At 62.7% G+C, this 16347-nt stretch carries 14 protein-coding genes; 13 read left to right on the top strand and 1 reads right to left on the bottom strand.

The genetic code is table 11. The features are described 5' to 3' along the window. Positions 1 to 12 precede the first annotated feature (12 nt). From DFQ15_RS06225 to tolA, 13 genes are all read left to right on the top strand, one after another. The gene (locus tag DFQ15_RS06225; RefSeq protein WP_146228663.1) at positions 13 to 4545 is read left to right on the top strand and encodes a pilus assembly protein; all 4533 of its coding nucleotides are present in this window, start codon (positions 13 to 15) and stop codon (positions 4543 to 4545) included. Between the two features lie 6 nt (positions 4546 to 4551). Next, the gene (locus tag DFQ15_RS06220) at positions 4552 to 5028 is read left to right on the top strand and encodes a type IV pilin protein (protein WP_110465141.1); all 477 of its coding nucleotides are present in this window, start codon (positions 4552 to 4554) and stop codon (positions 5026 to 5028) included. Beyond that, a complete protein-coding gene (locus DFQ15_RS06215) occupies positions 5016 to 5609 on the top strand; it encodes a GspH/FimT family pseudopilin (RefSeq protein WP_110465140.1) in 594 nt (197 codons plus the stop codon). Before DFQ15_RS06220 ends, DFQ15_RS06215 begins: the two co-directional genes overlap by 13 nt. Continuing rightward, on the top strand, positions 5593 to 6699 hold the full coding sequence (gene ribD / locus DFQ15_RS06210) for a bifunctional diaminohydroxyphosphoribosylaminopyrimidine deaminase/5-amino-6-(5-phosphoribosylamino)uracil reductase RibD (protein WP_110465139.1): 1107 nt from the start codon (positions 5593 to 5595) through the stop codon (positions 6697 to 6699). Before DFQ15_RS06215 ends, ribD begins: the two co-directional genes overlap by 17 nt. A 75-nt stretch (positions 6700 to 6774) precedes the next feature. Next, positions 6775 to 7512: a riboflavin synthase gene (locus DFQ15_RS06205; RefSeq protein WP_110465138.1), complete on the top strand. Its 738-nt coding sequence runs from the start codon at positions 6775 to 6777 to the stop codon at positions 7510 to 7512. Further along, on the top strand, positions 7509 to 8627 hold the full coding sequence (gene ribBA, locus DFQ15_RS06200; RefSeq protein WP_110465137.1) for a bifunctional 3,4-dihydroxy-2-butanone-4-phosphate synthase/GTP cyclohydrolase II: 1119 nt from the start codon (positions 7509 to 7511) through the stop codon (positions 8625 to 8627). The genes DFQ15_RS06205 and ribBA overlap by 4 nt, the downstream gene beginning before the upstream one ends. A 5-nt stretch (positions 8628 to 8632) precedes the next feature. Beyond that, complete coding sequence (gene ribH, locus DFQ15_RS06195) at positions 8633 to 9097, top strand: 6,7-dimethyl-8-ribityllumazine synthase (RefSeq protein WP_110465136.1); 465 nt, start codon at positions 8633 to 8635, stop codon at positions 9095 to 9097. Further along, on the top strand, positions 9094 to 9651 hold the full coding sequence (gene nusB, locus DFQ15_RS06190; RefSeq protein WP_110465135.1) for a transcription antitermination factor NusB: 558 nt from the start codon (positions 9094 to 9096) through the stop codon (positions 9649 to 9651). The genes ribH and nusB overlap by 4 nt, the downstream gene beginning before the upstream one ends. Then, positions 9648 to 10844, top strand: coding sequence for a pyridoxal phosphate-dependent aminotransferase (locus DFQ15_RS06185; protein ID WP_374941007.1), 1197 nt, complete (start codon positions 9648 to 9650; stop codon positions 10842 to 10844). The genes nusB and DFQ15_RS06185 overlap by 4 nt, the downstream gene beginning before the upstream one ends. 20 nt (positions 10845 to 10864) lie before the next feature. Beyond that, on the top strand, positions 10865 to 11284 hold the full coding sequence (locus DFQ15_RS06180) for a YbgC/FadM family acyl-CoA thioesterase (RefSeq protein ID WP_110465134.1): 420 nt from the start codon (positions 10865 to 10867) through the stop codon (positions 11282 to 11284). Next, entirely contained in the window at positions 11281 to 11976 is a 696-nt protein-coding gene (tolQ, locus tag DFQ15_RS06175) for a protein TolQ (protein WP_110465133.1), read from the top strand. Before DFQ15_RS06180 ends, tolQ begins: the two co-directional genes overlap by 4 nt. A 24-nt stretch (positions 11977 to 12000) precedes the next feature. Next, positions 12001 to 12450, top strand: a complete 450-nt coding sequence (locus tag DFQ15_RS06170; protein ID WP_110465132.1) for a biopolymer transporter ExbD — start codon at positions 12001 to 12003, stop codon at positions 12448 to 12450. Positions 12451 to 12491: 41 nt separating this feature from the next. Next, positions 12492 to 13547, top strand: a complete 1056-nt coding sequence (gene tolA, locus DFQ15_RS06165) for a cell envelope integrity protein TolA (protein WP_199399825.1) — start codon at positions 12492 to 12494, stop codon at positions 13545 to 13547. A 162-nt stretch (positions 13548 to 13709) separates the two neighbouring features. Here tolA and acnB read toward each other — a convergent pair whose 3' ends face one another. Next, entirely contained in the window at positions 13710 to 16307 is a 2598-nt protein-coding gene (gene acnB / locus DFQ15_RS06160; RefSeq protein ID WP_110465130.1) for a bifunctional aconitate hydratase 2/2-methylisocitrate dehydratase, read from the bottom strand. Between the last annotated feature and the right edge of the window lie 40 nt (positions 16308 to 16347).

Below are 16347 nucleotides of genomic sequence, written 5' to 3'. Positions count from 1 at the left end.
AGGTTTTGAACCATGAATACCGTATCTTTCGACCAACAATCCCTAGGCCACCACGCCACTGTACGTCTGCTATTATCTCCGATTCGCCGCTTCCGCTGGCTGATAGCCATGTCAGTCCTGGTCTTTTGTGCGCTGTATTCGCTTTTTGCTAATAGCCAAGCATTCATCGCCTATAAAACGGTTTCATTATCCTCGGTACCGCTCTATGCAACCGCCGCTGGCGACAAGCCTACTATGGCACTGGCATTATCGGTAGAGTACCCGACGGTTGGTGCCCAATACGTACGGGACGACGGAATCGCCAACAATCCGCTTGATGCGACATATTCAAATCTCAAAGACTACCTTGGATATTACGATGCAGAGAGCTGTTACAACTACAACGACACCCCCACCGAATCGCCTGCTGCTGGCCAGACTACTGCGGATTACAAGCGTTTTGACCGTGTGGGCGTTGCATCGAGCCATCGGTGCACGGACGGATTCAGTGGGAACTTTCTGAACTGGGCGTCCAACTCCGCAGTGGATATGCTCAGGCTATCCCTTTCCGGAGGAGATCGCTACATTGATAATGCGAACCTGACCGTTCTTCAACGTGCCGTCCTCCCCAATGGCGATCCTATTTGCATGTGGAACAGCACTAATTTTCCCGCCAAGCAACTCCAAAAAGACGGAGGGGGGGCCGGGCAATATTGGGGTGCGGTACCTCGGGCCATGGTAACGGCGGCCAACGGAAGCGACATCTGGATTGCCAATACGTTGAATCAGATTTATTTCGGCACATCTAACACCGGCGACTGCAATAACACCGGCGCCTATAATTTATCAGTAAAACCACCCCCCGGACCTATACAACCCACCATCACGGCAAACCCTTATTCCACACCGGCAAACGCACTTACAACTTTTGGTGGCACCTATTGTGCCGACGAGAACGGAACGTGTGCATTTACCGGTAGAAAAGAAGTGCTATACGGAGCATATAACGCAAGCACTCGCACAGGCGGATGGCTAACTTATGTTGCAGACAATGGCGCTAGCTGTTCCAACGCCACCGTCAATCAAGACCCTATTTATGGCCTTGCAAAAAAATGCTATGTCAGGCCATTTACGGGCACGCTTCCCGTACAAGCTAACGGCTTGAATTCCGACGGCTTCTTCTATGCACGCGTCAGTGTCTGCAACTCTGACAGTTCGGGGCAATTGCTGGACATCCGCGATTATGGCACAGACGCTGACGGCAAGCGCCCTTATTGCACGCGATATCCTTCGGGCTCCTATAAACCAACCGGTGTCATTCAAAAATATAGCGAGCAAATTCGCCTCGCGGCATTCGGTTATCTCTTGGACCAAACCGCAAGCTACAACAACGGACGCTACGGCGGCGTATTGCGTGCCCCGATGAAATATGTGGGCCAGAAAACCTTCGACATCTACGGGCAAGAGAATACCGTGGCGGGCGGCAACCCTAATGCGGAATGGGACGTCACAACGGGTATTTTCAACAGCAACCCGGACAATGACGGCACCCAAACTCCTAACATCAGCGGTGTTATCAACTATCTCAATAAATTCGGCCGTACCGGTCCTGTTCCAGGGCGCTACAAGATATACGACCCACTCGGCGAGCTATACTACGAAAGTCTGCGTTATCTACAAGGGCTGGACCCTAGTCCCGACGCGGTCGCCGGGGCGAATATGAGCACAGCGACAGGTAAAAGCTATCTTGACGGTTTCCCTGCCTATACCAAATGGACAGGCACAACTACCACTTCCAATCTGGATCCATACAAGGATCGCAGCTCGGCAGGTGATTATTCTTGCCTGCGGAGCAATATCGTGGTGATCGGAGATATACATACCCACGACGGCAACCGATTTCCTGCCTCCAATCCTGCTAAGAATATTGTAAGTGCTACGGATTGGCGAACCGTCGTTCAAAATTTCGAACGAAACATCACCTCATCCTATATCGACGGCCAAGGGGCGCTGCAGAGCACGGGCAACCCGAACGGCGCCAACAATGCGGTACCGCGCGCTTCTGCAACCAGTGCGATCATGGGCGCCGCTTATTGGGCACATACCCACGATATCCGCAGTACCTCGTGGACCGATCAGCCCGACAAACAAAGACCCGGCTTACGGGTTAAAACCTTCACATTCGATGTGAACGAGTACGCCGAGTCATCAAACCGCAACAATCGTCGCTATAGCAACCAACTTTTCATGGCCGCCAAATATGGCGGTTTCCAAGCAGATCCTTCCAACCTCAATGCGGCTCCATACAACATCAAAGGCAATCCATTTCTGCAGCAAGATGGCCTCAATGAAAATAATGTTTGGCAAAATCCAAACCAACCGGGAGAAGCGGCTTCTTATTACCTGCAGAGCGATGCAAAGCGTGTTCTGAGCGCTTTCGATGCAATCTTCGGCCAAGCCGCGCAAAATGCGCGCAGTATTGCCGGCAATGCATCCCAAGGCAAGAATTTGACTACCGATGGAGGTTTCACCTACCAAGGCTCATTCGATTCCTCCGACTGGTCTGGTGATTTGCAGGCGTACCAGATCACGCTCAATGACGAAAATAAGGTCACAACCTCCTCAACTGCCACTTGGTCGGCGTCAGAGCGGCTGCTATCCCTCGGCGCTAGTGCTGCAACATCGCGCAACATCGTGGTCGGCAACAAGGGTCCTGCGCCGGCAAGCCAAGCATCCAATTTTGCTGTAGGGGCCATTGAGGCTTCGTTGAAAGTAGACCTTGGCAAGCTCTCACCGCTTTCGACTCCCGATATGCTGGCCGATCAGCGGCTGGCGTATTTGCGAGGTGATCGATCCTTGGAGACCACCACTTTCAGAGTGCGTAAAAGGATTTTGGGAGATATTATCAACTCCGGCGTTTCTTATTCAGGCGCTCCAGTCACCAATATTGCGACACCGGGCTATGCCGATTTTTACAACAATAACAAAAGCCGCGTTCCAACCGTTTTTGTAGGGGCGAACGACGGCATGCTGCATGCTTTCAATGCGACCGTCAACCAGCCGGATTCGGGTAAGGAGCTTTTTGCATACATTCCGAGCTGGATGGGTCCGAAGCTGGCAGCCTTGACTTCCAAAACCTACAATGCGAATCATCAAAGCTATGTCGATGGAAGCTCTGTTGTTGCCGAGGCGCAAGTGGGCTCCGCAGGCGCTGCATCCGACTTTAAAACGATACTCGTAGGCAGTACCGGTGCAGGCGGGCGGGGGGTGTTCGCGCTGGATGTCACGAACCCATCGGCGTTCTCCACTGCCAATGTAATGTGGGAATTCACGGGTTTGAATGATCCTGATATGGGCTATGTTGTCGGCAAGCCGCAGATCCTCAAACTCCAGACTAATGCGATCGCAAGCACGCCTGTCTACAAGTACTTTGCAGCAGTTGCAAGCGGAGTTAACAATTCGCTCGCCGATGGTACGAATCTCGCCAATGCCACTGGTGCACCCGCGCTGTTTTTGTTGGATATCAGCAAGCCGGTCGGCACCGCGTGGGCCCTGAACTCCAATTACTTCAAAATCAGCTTGCCGATACCCTCCTCCACCCAGTGGACGACGACTGCACCGGGGCTTTTGAATTTCAGTCCGGTGTTGGATCGATTCGGCGCAGTTTCGTCGATTTTCATGGGTGATCTTCTAGGCAATCTTTGGAAGCTGAACTTTAAGAAACTCAATCTTCAGGGCAGTTCCGACTGGACAATGTCGAAACTCTCCGCCTATGTAAAAAATGCTGCATCGGTCAATACGCCAATTCCGCTCTTTATTGCTACAGATGCTTCAGGTCTCACACAGCCGATAACCGTGGCACCACGGCTGTTTTCTGGTGAGGGCGATGACATCACCTACGTCGCATTCGGCACAGGAAAGTATCTGGAATTCAGCGATCGATCTTCGGCAGCCCAACAATCAGTTTATGCGGTCTTAGACGACCCCAGTAGCAACACCGTGGACAACACGACAAGTGCTATAGCGGGTCGCGGTCGCCTGCAGGTCGGCGTTGTGGATACGTTAGGTAAAACCGTCAACGTTTCGGCTTTCCGGTGGGGGCGGCCGGCTAGCGACGGCGATACCGCTAGGCGTGCAGGTTTCTATTTCGATTTTCCGACGACAGGTGAGCGTCAGGCCAGCGATGGCCTGGTGTTTGGCGACAACTTCGTGTTTGGAAGTTTAATTCCGAGTGCAGTAGGCAGCCAGAACACCTGTGGGGCGGATGAAGGGAGCGGCAAACTTTGGAGTGTCAACATAGACAAAGGCAATGGCAGTTATACTCGCTCTACTGTTGGCTTGCTGGGCACACCTACGCTGCAAATTATTCCTAATTCCTCTAATTCCTCTAATTCCACCTCCGGTTTGACGCAAAAAGACAACACGGGCAGGCAAACGCGTACCGTGGCCGCCCATGCCAACGGAAATGGATCATTGGGAATCATGGGGGGAGGAGACATGAAAATGGATATAACCGTCGGACGCCTCAGCTGGCGTCAAATCAACAACTACCAGAACCTGAAATAAATCGCCATGGCTTACCACCGAGAATCTTCCCGTGGTTTCACATTGATCGAAGTGATGATTGTTGTAGCAATCATCGCCATCCTCGCCAGTATTGCCTATCCATCCTATGCGGAGTCGGTGCGCAAAGGCCGGCGCGCGCAGGCACGTTCTGCACTGGTAGAGCTTATGCAGCAACAGGAGCGATACATGACCCAGCGCAATACATACATGGTATTTTCAACTGCAGCCGCAGCAGCTGTAGCCGGCGCGACTTTCAAAGTGTATTCCGGTGACAGCCCGACCAACCCGGCATATTCTCTTACGGCAAATGTCTGCCCGGTCGACAGTAATGGCAATCAACCGGATGCCACCGTTTGCATCAAGCTGATAGCAAGGCCCAACACACCTGATCCCAAATTAACCGAAATAAATCTTACAAGCACTGGCATCAAGGATTGCATCTTGAATGCCGGCTTTACGGACAAGAAAATATGCTGGCCTTAACTATCCGGCCCCATCGCCCGGCGGGCCTCACACTGATTGAGGTAATGGTGGCGCTTGCTATCGTGGCGATCTTGGGCCTGGTGGCGGTGCCCAGCTTTGTCGCTTACCAGCGCAATTCGGAACTAAGCAGTGCAGCGAACTCGCTTTTATCGGCAGTCACCATGGCACGTTCGGAAGCAATGAAGCGCAATCTCAAGGTTCTAGTGGTTCCCTTTTCGGAAAACTCATGGGCATCGGGTTGGAAGGTCTTCGCCGATAACAATAAGGACGGCACGTTTAGCCTCGGCGATGACGTCATCGCTCAGCGCGATGCGCTCTTACCCAGCTATTTCGCCACGCCGGTGGGCACTAACAATGCGGCAGCTGGCACTCCAGGCGGACCTTATCTCATGTTCGACGGTTCGGGTTATGCCGCCAATCGAGGAGCGGGATCCGTCTACAACCTGTCGATCCAGTTTTCAAGAACGGACGATACCTCTCCTCGACAGAAGCGATTCCTTATCGTTGCAGTCACGGGCAGAGCCAGGGTATGCACGCCTACTGTTGCTAACGACGCTCTGTGCAATGCCAGCAATTTATAATACAGCGCCGCAGGCACTGGTCCAAGCGCTCTCGCTTGCTGCCGCTTCCCCCTGGCCCGGCAGCGGTCGCGCGCGAAATGGGTGCGTGGTCGTGGCGAAGAACGGCACCGTTGCGGGAACTGGCTCGACAGGTTTTATGGATCGGTCCTCTGCCGAAATCCAGGCACTGAATGAATGCCTAGGCATTGCGGGCTCTGCTTTGGGTGCTACCGCTTATATCTTGGTGGAACCAGAATCCGATGAGGTCTGCGGTGCATTGGTTGGCGCCGGCGTCAAGCGGGTGGTTGTATCACTCGAGCATCCTGAGCCTTCGCTGGCAGGCCACGGTATTGCAAGACTACGAGCTGCAGGCGTCGAGGTTCAGGTAGGTGTCGGTGCTCGCGAAGCACGGCAACTGAACCTGGGACTTATTAGCCGGCTGAAACGTTTACGTCCCTGGGTGCGGTTGAAGACCGCTATTTCTCTGGATGGTACTACTGCACTATGCAATGGTAGCAGCCAGTGGATTACGGCCCAGGCGGCCCGTGCCGATGTCCATACCTGGCGCGCGCAGGCATGCGCGGTGATCACCGGCGTGGGAACGGTGCACGCTGACGATCCATGCTTGGATGTTCGGTTGGAGCCGTCCACCCGCCAGCCTGTTCTGGTGATTGTGGACAGCCGGCTGGAAACGCCCGTGGCTGCAACATTGTTTGGCGTCCAAAACCGCAGTGTTTGGATCTATGCGGCCACAGCCGACGCCGCTTCCAGAATAGCGCTGGAACGGCGCGGAGCTACCGTCACCTTGATGCCGGACCGTCGCGGAAAAGTCGACCTCGCCGCCATGTTGCAGCACCTGGCATCGCGTGGCATCAACGACATCCACGTAGAGGCGGGCGCAAAACTAAATGGATCATTGGTTCACGAAGCCCTCGTAGACGAATTCCTCGTCTATGTAGCACCGAAACTGGTGGGCGAAGGCAGGCCCTTGGCCGCCTTTGGTCCTCTGGCCGATCTGACACAGGCAACGCAACTTGCGTTCCGGTCGGTCGACCTGATTGGAGAAGACCTTCGGATTTTGGCGCGCGTGGTAGGCACAGACAATTTTTGAAACCATATGGCACGCACAGCGCGTGCCGACGTCCTGTCATCGGAAGAGATACCCAATCCCTGCGAAAATATCCGGATGTTCACCGGAATCATCACTGGCGTGGGGCGCATAGGCGCCGTGGAAGACCTGGGCAGCGCGTCGCAGCCGCGACAGCAGTTCGGCAAGCGTCTGACGCTGGAAGCCCCGCCGGGCTACCTGGACGACGTGGGGCTCGGCGACAGCATCGCGCTGAACGGCGCCTGCATGACGGTCACCGGCTTCGATACTGCGGCGGGCCGGTTCACGATCGACATCTCGGCGGAATCGCTCGACAAGACGGCGGGGCTCGACGGCGTCGGCATGCCGATCAACCTCGAAAAAGCGCTGCGCGCCCACGACCGCCTCGGCGGCCACATCGTGTCGGGGCATGTGGACGGGATCGGCACGGTGCTGCGTTTCGCGCCCGTCGGCGAAAGCCACGATCTGCAGATCGAGGCGCCGGCGCTCCTGGCGCGCTACCTGGCCTACAAGGGCTCGATCGCGGTCAACGGGGTGAGTCTTACCGTCAACCGGGTGGACGACGTGGCCGACGGCACAGCCGTGGTGCACATCAACCTGATCCCGCACACGGTACAGAATACGGCCCTGCACGCGCTGCGGGCCGGCAGCGCGGTCAACCTCGAGATCGACACGGTAGCGCGCTATGTGGAGCGCATGCTATCGGTGGCCGCACTGCCCGCCGCGGTTCCTGTGGTCGCTGTGACATCGGGGCTCGCGGCCGCCGCTCCTTCACCTTCTACTTGCCTCCAGGCCCCGGGCCTGTCTCCCGCATGAGTGCCCTGCACCCCGTTTCCGTCTCGCCCGTAGAGGAGATCGTCGCCGAGCTGCGCGCCGGCCGCATCGTCATCCTGGTGGACGAGGAAGACCGCGAGAACGAGGGCGACCTCGTCATCGCGGCCGATCATGTCAGCGCCGAATCGATCAACTTCATGGCCCGGCATGCGCGCGGGCTGATCTGCCTGACGCTCTCACGCGACATATGCGAGCGGCTGCAGCTGGCGCCGATGGTGGCGCGCAACGGCACCAAACACGGGACTGCCTTCACCGTGTCGATCGAGGCGGCCGAGGGGGTGACCACCGGCATCTCCGCTGCCGACCGGGCCCGCACGGTGCAAGCCGCGGTGGCGCGCGATGCGCAGGCCAGCGACCTGGTGCAGCCCGGCCACATCTTTCCGCTGCAGGCGGTCGACGGCGGCGTGCTGATGCGTGCCGGCCATACCGAGGCCGGCTGCGACCTGGCCGCGATGGCCGGTTGCAGCCCCGCATCGGTCATCTGCGAGGTGATGAACGACAACGGCACGATGGCGCGCCTGCCCGACCTGCAGATCTTCGCGGCGCAGCACGGGCTGAAGATCGGCACCATCGCCGACCTGATCGAACACCGCAGCCGCCACGACTCGCTGGTCGAAAAGATCGGCAGCCGCACGCTCACCACCACGGCGGGACCTTTCACCGCCAATGCGTTTCGCGACAGGCCGAGCCGGGGCGTGCATCTGGCCCTGGTGCGCGGCGAATGGTCGCCCGACGACGTGGTACCGGCCCGGGTGCACGAGCCGCTGTCGGTACTCGACGCGCTGGAGGTCGACCGCAACATGCACAGCTGGACGCTCGACGCCAGCCTGCGCCATGTAGCCGCCGAAGGCCGCGGCGTGGTGGTGCTGCTGAACTGCGGCGAAAGCGCGGCCGACCTGCTCGCGCAGTTCGAGGGCACCGCCCGCGCCGCCCAGGCACCCGAGCGCGGCCGCATGGACCTGCGCGCCTACGGCATCGGCGCGCAAATACTGCGCGAATGCGGCGTGCGCCGGATGAATTTGCTCGGCGCGCCGCGCCGCATGCCCAGCATGACGGGCTACGGCCTGGAGCTGGTCGGTTATCTCCAGAAGGACTGAACAAGATGTTGGGTGCAGACAAAGGCCGGGGTGCGCATGCCGACGGCCGCAAGCTTTCGATCGGCATCGTGCAGGCCCGCTTCAACGCCGGCATCACCGATGCGCTGGCCGCGGCGTGCCGGGCCGAGCTGGTCGCGCTGGGCGTGGCCGAGAAGAACATCGAGCACGTCCTGGTACCGGGCGCGCTCGAAGTACCGCTGGCCCTGCAGGCGATGGCCGCCGCCGGCCGGCACGACGCGCTGGTCGCGCTGGGCTGCATCATCCGCGGCGAGACCTACCACTTCGAACTGGTGGCCAACGAATCGGGCGCGGGTGTGACCCGCGTGTCGCTGGACCACCGCCTGCCGATCGCCAATGCGATCCTCACCACCGAAAACTTCGAACAGGCCGTGGCGCGCCAGACCGAAAAGGGTCGCGATGCGGCGCGGGTCGCCGTCGAGATGGCGAACCTGCTGGACACACTGACATGACCGAAGAAAAAGCCATCCCCGCCGTCGATGCCACTGCGGCCCCCGCTGCGCCGACCAAGAAGCTCGGCACCACCAGCACCGGCGCCCGCAAGGCGTCCGCCAAGCCGCCGCGCAGCCGGTCGCGCGAGTTCGCGCTGCAGGCCCTCTACCAATACCTGGTGGGCCACAACGAACCCGCCGCGATCGACCACTTCACCCGCGACCTGTCGGGCTTCCACAAGGCCGACGCGGTGCACTACGACGCCCTACTGCACGGCTGCATCGCCGACGTGGACCTGCAGAACGGCCTGATCGAGCCGCTGCTCGACCGCAAGCTGACCGAGCTGTCGCCGATCGAGCACGCGGTGATGTGGATCGGTGTCTACGAGTTCCGCAACTGCCTCGACGTGCCGTGGCGGGTGGTGATCAACGAGTGCATCGAGCTGGCCAAAGAGTTCGGCGGCACCGACGGCCACAGGTACGTCAACGGCGTGCTGAACGGCCTGGCGCCGTCCCTGCGCGCCGCCGAGGTCGCGGCCGATCGTTCGCGCAACGGCGGTACCGCCTCCGCATGAGCGGGCCGCTGCGAATCGCCCGCCGCGCCGAGAAGATCGAGCCCTTCTACGTGATGGAAGTGGCCAAGGCCGCGGTGGAGCGCGCCCGCGCCGTGGCCGACAGCGCGCAGCCGATGATCTTCCTCAACATCGGCGAGCCGGACTTCACCGCGCCGCCGCGGGTGCGGGAAGCGGCCGCCCGTGCGGTGCAGGCCGGCACGACCCAGTACACCCCGGCGATGGGCCTGCCCGCGCTGCGTGAGCGCATATCGCACTGGTACGCCGAGCGCTTCGGCATCGAGGTACCGGCACGCCGCATCGCCGTGACGGCCGGCGCCTCGGCCGCCCTGCAGCTCGCCTGCCTGGCGCTGGTGGATGTCGGCGACGAGGTGCTGATGCCCGATCCCAGCTACCCGTGCAACCGGCATTTCGTGAGCGTCGCCGAAGGCACGGCGGTGATGGTGCCGACAACCGCCGCGGACCGGTTCCAGCTCAACGCCGCGCAGGTCGAGGCCGCGTGGACGGGGCGCAGCCGCGGCGTGCTGCTGGCCTCGCCCTCCAACCCCACCGGCACCTCGATCCACCCCGACGAGCTGCGCCGCATCCATGCAGCGGTGCAGGCCCGCGACGGCGTCACCATCGTCGACGAGATCTACCTGGGCCTGAGCTACGACGCCACCTTCGGCCAGTCGGCCCTGGCGCTGGGCGACGACATCGTCAGCATCAACAGCTTCAGCAAGTACTTCCACATGACCGGCTGGCGGCTCGGTTGGCTGGTGGTGCCGGATGCGCTGGTGCCGGTGGTGGAGCGGCTGGCCCAGAACCTCTTCATCTGCGCCAGCGCCGTGGCCCAGCATGCGGCGCTCGCCTGCTTCGAGCCCGACAGCATCGCCGAGTACGAACGCCGCCGGGCCGAATTCAAGGCGCGCCGCGATTTCTTCATCCCGGCGCTGGCCGCCGCCGGCCTGCCGGTGGCGGTGATGCCCGACGGCGCCTTCTACGCCTGGGCCGACTGCACCGATGCCTGCAAGCGCCTGGGCGTGGCCGACAGCTGGGAGCTGGCCTTCGCCCTGATGGACCACGCGGGCATCGCGGTCACGCCGGGCCGCGACTTCGGCAGCGCCGGCACCGCGCAGCACATCCGCTTCTCCACCGCCAGCTCGATGGCGCATCTGCAGGAAGCGGCGGCGCGGCTGCAGGCGCTGCTGGCGTAGTACCTGCACCGCGCATCGCCATGGCCTTCTCGTTTCCGATCCGGGTCTACTGGGAAGACACCGATGCCGGCGGCATCGTCTTCTATGCGAACTACCTGAAGTTCTTCGAGCGTGCCCGCACCGAATGGCTGCGCTCGCTCGGCCACGGCCAGCAGCGGCTGCGCGGCGTCACCGGCGGCATGTTCGTGGTGCTGGAGACGCAGGTGCGCTACCGGCAGCCGGCGCGGCTCGACGACGAACTCCTTGTAACAGCGCACCTGCAGGACCACCGCGGCGCGTCGCTGACAATCGCCCAGCAAGCCTTCTGCACCACGATGGCCCACGGTGCCGACGCGCCGACGCTGCTGTGCGAAGGAACCATTCGCATCGGCTGGGTCGAAACCTCTACACTGCGGCCCGCGCGTATTCCGCCGCAACTCCTGGAAGTCCTCAAGAAATGAACCAACAAGACATGTCCATCCTGCACCTGGTACTCAATGCCAGCTGGGTGGTGCAGGCCGTGATGCTGCTGCTGATGGGCGTCTCGATCGCCAGCTGGGCGGCGATCTTCCGCAAGCTCTTCGCGCTGCGCCGCATCAAGGCGCTCAACGAGGATTTCGAGCGCGAGTTCTGGTCGGGCACCAGCCTGAACGACCTGTTCGCCGCCGCCGCGTCCAACGCCAAGAACGCCGGTCCGATGGAACGCATCTTCGCGAGCGGCATGCGCGAGTACCAGAAGCTGCGCGAGCGCCGCGTGGCCGACACCGGCACCCTGCTCGACGGCGCGCGCCGCGCGATGCGGGCCAGCTTCCAGCGCGAGATGGACACCGTCGAATCCAGCCTGTCGTTCATGGCGACCGTCGGTTCGGTGTCCCCCTACGTCGGCCTGTTCGGCACCGTGTGGGGCATCATGCATGCGTTCACCGGCCTGTCGGCGATGGCCCAGGTCACCCTCAGCACCGTGGCCCCCGGCATCGCCGAGGCGCTGGTGGCCACCGCCATCGGCCTTTTCGCCGCGATTCCCGCGGTCGTGGCCTACAACCGGTTCGCGCGCGACATCGACCGCGTCTCGATCCACCAGGAGACCTTCATCGAGGAGTTCTCCAACATCCTGCAGCGCAATCTCGGCGCGCAATCGGCGTCGGGCCACTAGGCCCCGCGCCCCGAAGGAAATACGATGCCCGCCATGGCTTCCCGCGGCCGCGGCCGCCGCACCATCAACGAGATCAACATGGTGCCCTTCATCGACGTGATGCTGGTGCTGCTGATCATCTTCATGGTCACCGCGCCCCTGATCACGCCGAGCACCGTCGACCTGCCCTCGATCGGCAAGGCGAACAAGCAACCCGACCGGGTGATCCAGATCGTGGTCGGCAAGGACGAGACCCTGCAGATCAAGACCGCCGACCGCACCGCGCCGACCACGATGCGCGACGTGGCCAACGCGGTGCGCCAGGCCGATGCCACCGCCACGACGGCGACCGCCGCCGCGGCCGGCAGCGCGACCAGCGCGGTAGTCATCAGCGCCGACCGCAGCGTGAAATACGAGACGGTGGTGAAGGTGATGGACACGCTGCAGCGCGCGGGCGTCCAGCGCGTAGGCCTGTCGGTGCAGCTGGCGCCCTGAGCGGCGCACCGCACGGCCCCGGCACCCGACGACATTCCATGCTGCACCCCTCCCCCGAACGCAACCCCTTCGCCCCGCCGGAACCCGACGGCACCCCGCGCGCCGTGGGCCTGGCGGTGCTGGCCCACCTGGCGCTGCTCGCCGCCCTGACCTGGGGCGTGAACTGGAAGACTGCGTCCGACAGCCCGGCCGTCGAGGCGGAACTGTGGTCGGCCGTGCCGAAGCAGGCCGCGCCGCGCGCCGTCGAGACGCCGGTGCCGCCCGCGCCACCGCCGGTCCCGCGGCCGCCGGCGCCCGAGCCGCCGCCACCGGCTCCTCCACCGCCGCCCGCCCCGGATCCCGCGCCCGCGCCGCCGCCCGACACCCGCGACGCCGACATCGCGATGCAACGCCAGAAGGAACTGCGCGAGAAGGAGAAGGAGCGCCAGCTCCAGCTGGAACAGGCCCGGCAGCAGAAGCTCAAGGAACAGCAGCTGAGGGCCGAGAAGGACAAGGCCGAAAAGCTCGCCAAGGACAAGGAGGCCCGTGAGAAGCAGGCCCAGCTCGACAAGCAGAAGGAGCAGGAGCGGCTGCAGGACGAGAAGCGCGAGAAGATCGAGAAAGCCGAAAAGGAAAAGGCCGACAAGGAAAAAGCCGAGAAGCTCGCGAGGGAAAAGGACGCCCGCGAGAAGCAGGCCCAGCAGGACAAGGCGAAGCAGGCCAAGGCCGAAGCGCAGGCCAATGCCCAGCGCGAAGCCGACCGACAGGCCAACCTGAAGCGGCTGCAGGGCATAGCGGGCGCCACCGGCGGCGCCACGGCCACCGGCTCCGACCTGCGCTCCTCCGGCCCCTCGGGCGGCTATGCCGGCCGGGTGGCGGCCAAAGTCAAGCCCAACATCGTCTTCGCCGACGACGGCCCGGGCAACCCGCGGGCCGAGGTCGAGGTGCGGGCCGCGCCCGACGGCACCATCGTCGGCCGCCGGCTCAGCAAGTCGAGCGGCAACCCCGCCTGGGACGACGCGGTGCTCAAGGCGATCGACAAGACCGATACGCTGCCGAAGGACATCGACGGCCGGGTGCCCTCCTCGCTCCTGCTGGTGTTCCGGCCAAAGGACTGATCCTCAGCCATTTTCTGAATAAAAAGGGGCTGTAGCCGGCGATCCACGCGGACCTATAGCTATCATTTTTGTAGTGAACATGAAAAAAGCCCGCTGGCGTCGCCAGCGGGCTTTTCGCCTGGTGCCCGGCGCCGGGCGCCTGTGCGCCCGGCAGCTGCCCGGTCAGGCCGGCACGGTGGCGGCGGCTTCCTGGAAGGAGGCGATCTTGTCGAAGTTCAGGTACTGGTAGACCTGGCTGCTGTTGGCGTCGAGCACGCCCATGTCGGCCATGTACTCTTGCTTGGTCGGGATCCGGCCCAGCTTGGAGCAGATCGCCGCCAGTTCGGCCGAGCCCAGGTACACGTTGGTGTTCTTGCCCAGGCGGTTCGGGAAGTTGCGGGTGCTGGTCGACATGACCGTCGCGCCTTCGCGCACTTGTGCCTGGTTGCCCATGCACAGCGAGCAGCCGGGCATCTCGGTCCGCGCGCCGGCGGTGCCGAAGACGCCGTAGTGACCTTCGTCGCTGAGCTTCTGCGCATCCATCTTGGTAGGCGGCGCGATCCACAGCTTGACCGGCATGTCGCGCTTGCCTTCGAGCAGCTTGGAGGCTGCGCGGAAGTGGCCGATGTTGGTCATGCACGATCCGATGAAGACCTCGTCGATGTGCGCGCCGGCCACGTCCGACAGCGTCTTCACGTCGTCGGGGTCGTTCGGGCAGGCCACGATCGGCTCGTGGATGTCGGCCAGGTCGATTTCGATGACCGCGGCGTACTCGGCGTCGGCATCGCCTTCGAGCAGCTGCGGGTTCTTCAGCCAGGCTTCCTGGGCGGCGATCCGGCGGCCCAGGGTGCGGGCGTCGGCATAGCCCTCGGAGATCATCCAGCGCATCAGGGTGATGTTGCTGTTGATGTACTCGATGATCGGCTCCTTGTTGAGCTTGACCGAGCAGCCGGCGGCCGAGCGCTCGGCCGAGGCGTCGGACAGCTCGAACGCCTGTTCCACCTTCAGGTCGGGCAGGCCCTCGATCTCGAGGATGCGGCCCGAGAAGATGTTCTTCTTGCCCTTCTTTTCGACGGTCAGCAGGCCGGCCTTGATCGCGTACAGGGGAATCGCGTTGACCAGGTCGCGCAGCGTCACGCCGGGCCGCATCTTCTCGCCCTTGAAGCGCACCAGCACCGATTCGGGCATGTCGAGCGGCATCACGCCGGTGGCGGCCGCGAAGGCCACCAGGCCGGAGCCGGCGGGAAACGAAATCCCGATCGGGAACCGGGTGTGGCTGTCGCCGCCGGTGCCGACGGTGTCGGGCAGCAGGAAGCGGTTGAGCCAGCTGTGGATCACGCCGTCGCCCGGGCGCAGGCTGATGCCGCCCCGGGTGCTGATGAACTCGGGCAGTTCGTGGTGGGTCTTGACGTCGACCGGCTTCGGGTACGCCGCGGTGTGGCAAAACGACTGCATCACCAGGTCGGCCGAGAAGCCCAGGCAGGCCAGGTCCTTCAGCTCGTCACGGGTCATCGGGCCGGTGGTGTCCTGGCTGCCGACCGAGGTCATGCGCGGCTCGCAGTAAGTGCCCGGGCGCACGCCCCGGCCTTCGGCCAGGCCGCAGGCGCGGCCGACCATCTTCTGTGCGAGCGAGAAGCCCTTGCCGCTGTCGGCAGGGTCGTGCGGCAGGCGAAACAGGGTCGAGGGCGGCAGGCCGAGCGCTTCGCGCGCCTTGGCGGTCAGGCCGCGGCCGATGATCAGCGGGATGCGGCCGCCGGCGCGCACTTCGTCGAACAGCACGTCGCTCTTGACGGTGAATTCGGCGACGACCTGGCCGTCCTTGAGCGCCTTGCCTTCGTAGGGGCGCAGTTCGATCACGTCGCCCATGTTCATCTGGCTCACGTCGAGCTCGATCGGCAGTGCGCCGGCGTCCTCCATCGTGTTGTAGAAGATCGGGGCGATCTTGTTGCCCAGGGTGACGCCGCCGAAGCGCTTGTTCGGCACATAGGGGATGTCTTCGCCGGTGAACCACAGCACCGAGTTGGTGGCCGACTTGCGGCTGGAGCCGGTGCCGACCACGTCGCCCACGTAGGCCACCAGGTTGCCGCGGGCGCGCAGGTCCTCGATGAACTTGATCGGGCCGCGCTTGCCGTCTTCCTCGGGCGTGATGCCGTCGCGCTTGTTCTTCAGCATGGCCAGGGCGTGCAGCGGAATGTCGGGGCGACTCCAGGCGTCGGGGGCGGGCGACAGGTCGTCGGTGTTGGTCTCGCCGGTGACCTTGAAGATGCTGACCGTCAGGCTCTGCGGCACCTCGGGGCGGCTGGTGAACCATTCGGCGTCGGCCCAGCTCTGCAGCACGGCCTTGGCGTGCGCGTTGCCGGCGTCGGCCTTTTCCTTGACGTCGTGGAACTGGTCGAACATCAGCAGCGTCTTCTTCAGGCCTTCGGCCGCGGCGGGTGCCACCTCCGCGTCGCCCAGCAGGTCGATCAGCGGGCCGATGTTGTAGCCGCCGAGCATGGTGCCCAGCAGTTGCGTCGCCTGGACGCGGCTGATCAGCGCGGTCTTCTCGGTACCGTGGGCCACGGCGGCGAGGTAGCTGGCCTTGACCTTGGCCGCGTCGTCCACGCCGGCCGGCACCCGGTGCGTCAGCAGGTCGAGCAGGCCGTCGGCGTCGGCGGCGTCGGCGGCGTCGGCGTGCTTGATGCGCTCGATCAGGTCGGCGGTCTGCTGTGCCGACAGGGGCAGCGGCGGGATGCCGAGCGCCGCACGCTCGGCAACATGGTCACGGTAGGCTTGCAACATGCTGGTTTTCTCCGGGGGTTTGATTTTTCGAAGCGGGCCG

It is taken from the genome of Xylophilus ampelinus, assembly GCF_003217575.1.
GTDB lineage: Bacteria > Pseudomonadota > Gammaproteobacteria > Burkholderiales > Burkholderiaceae_C > Xylophilus > Xylophilus ampelinus.
This window is presented reverse-complemented; position numbering and strand designations above follow the sequence as displayed.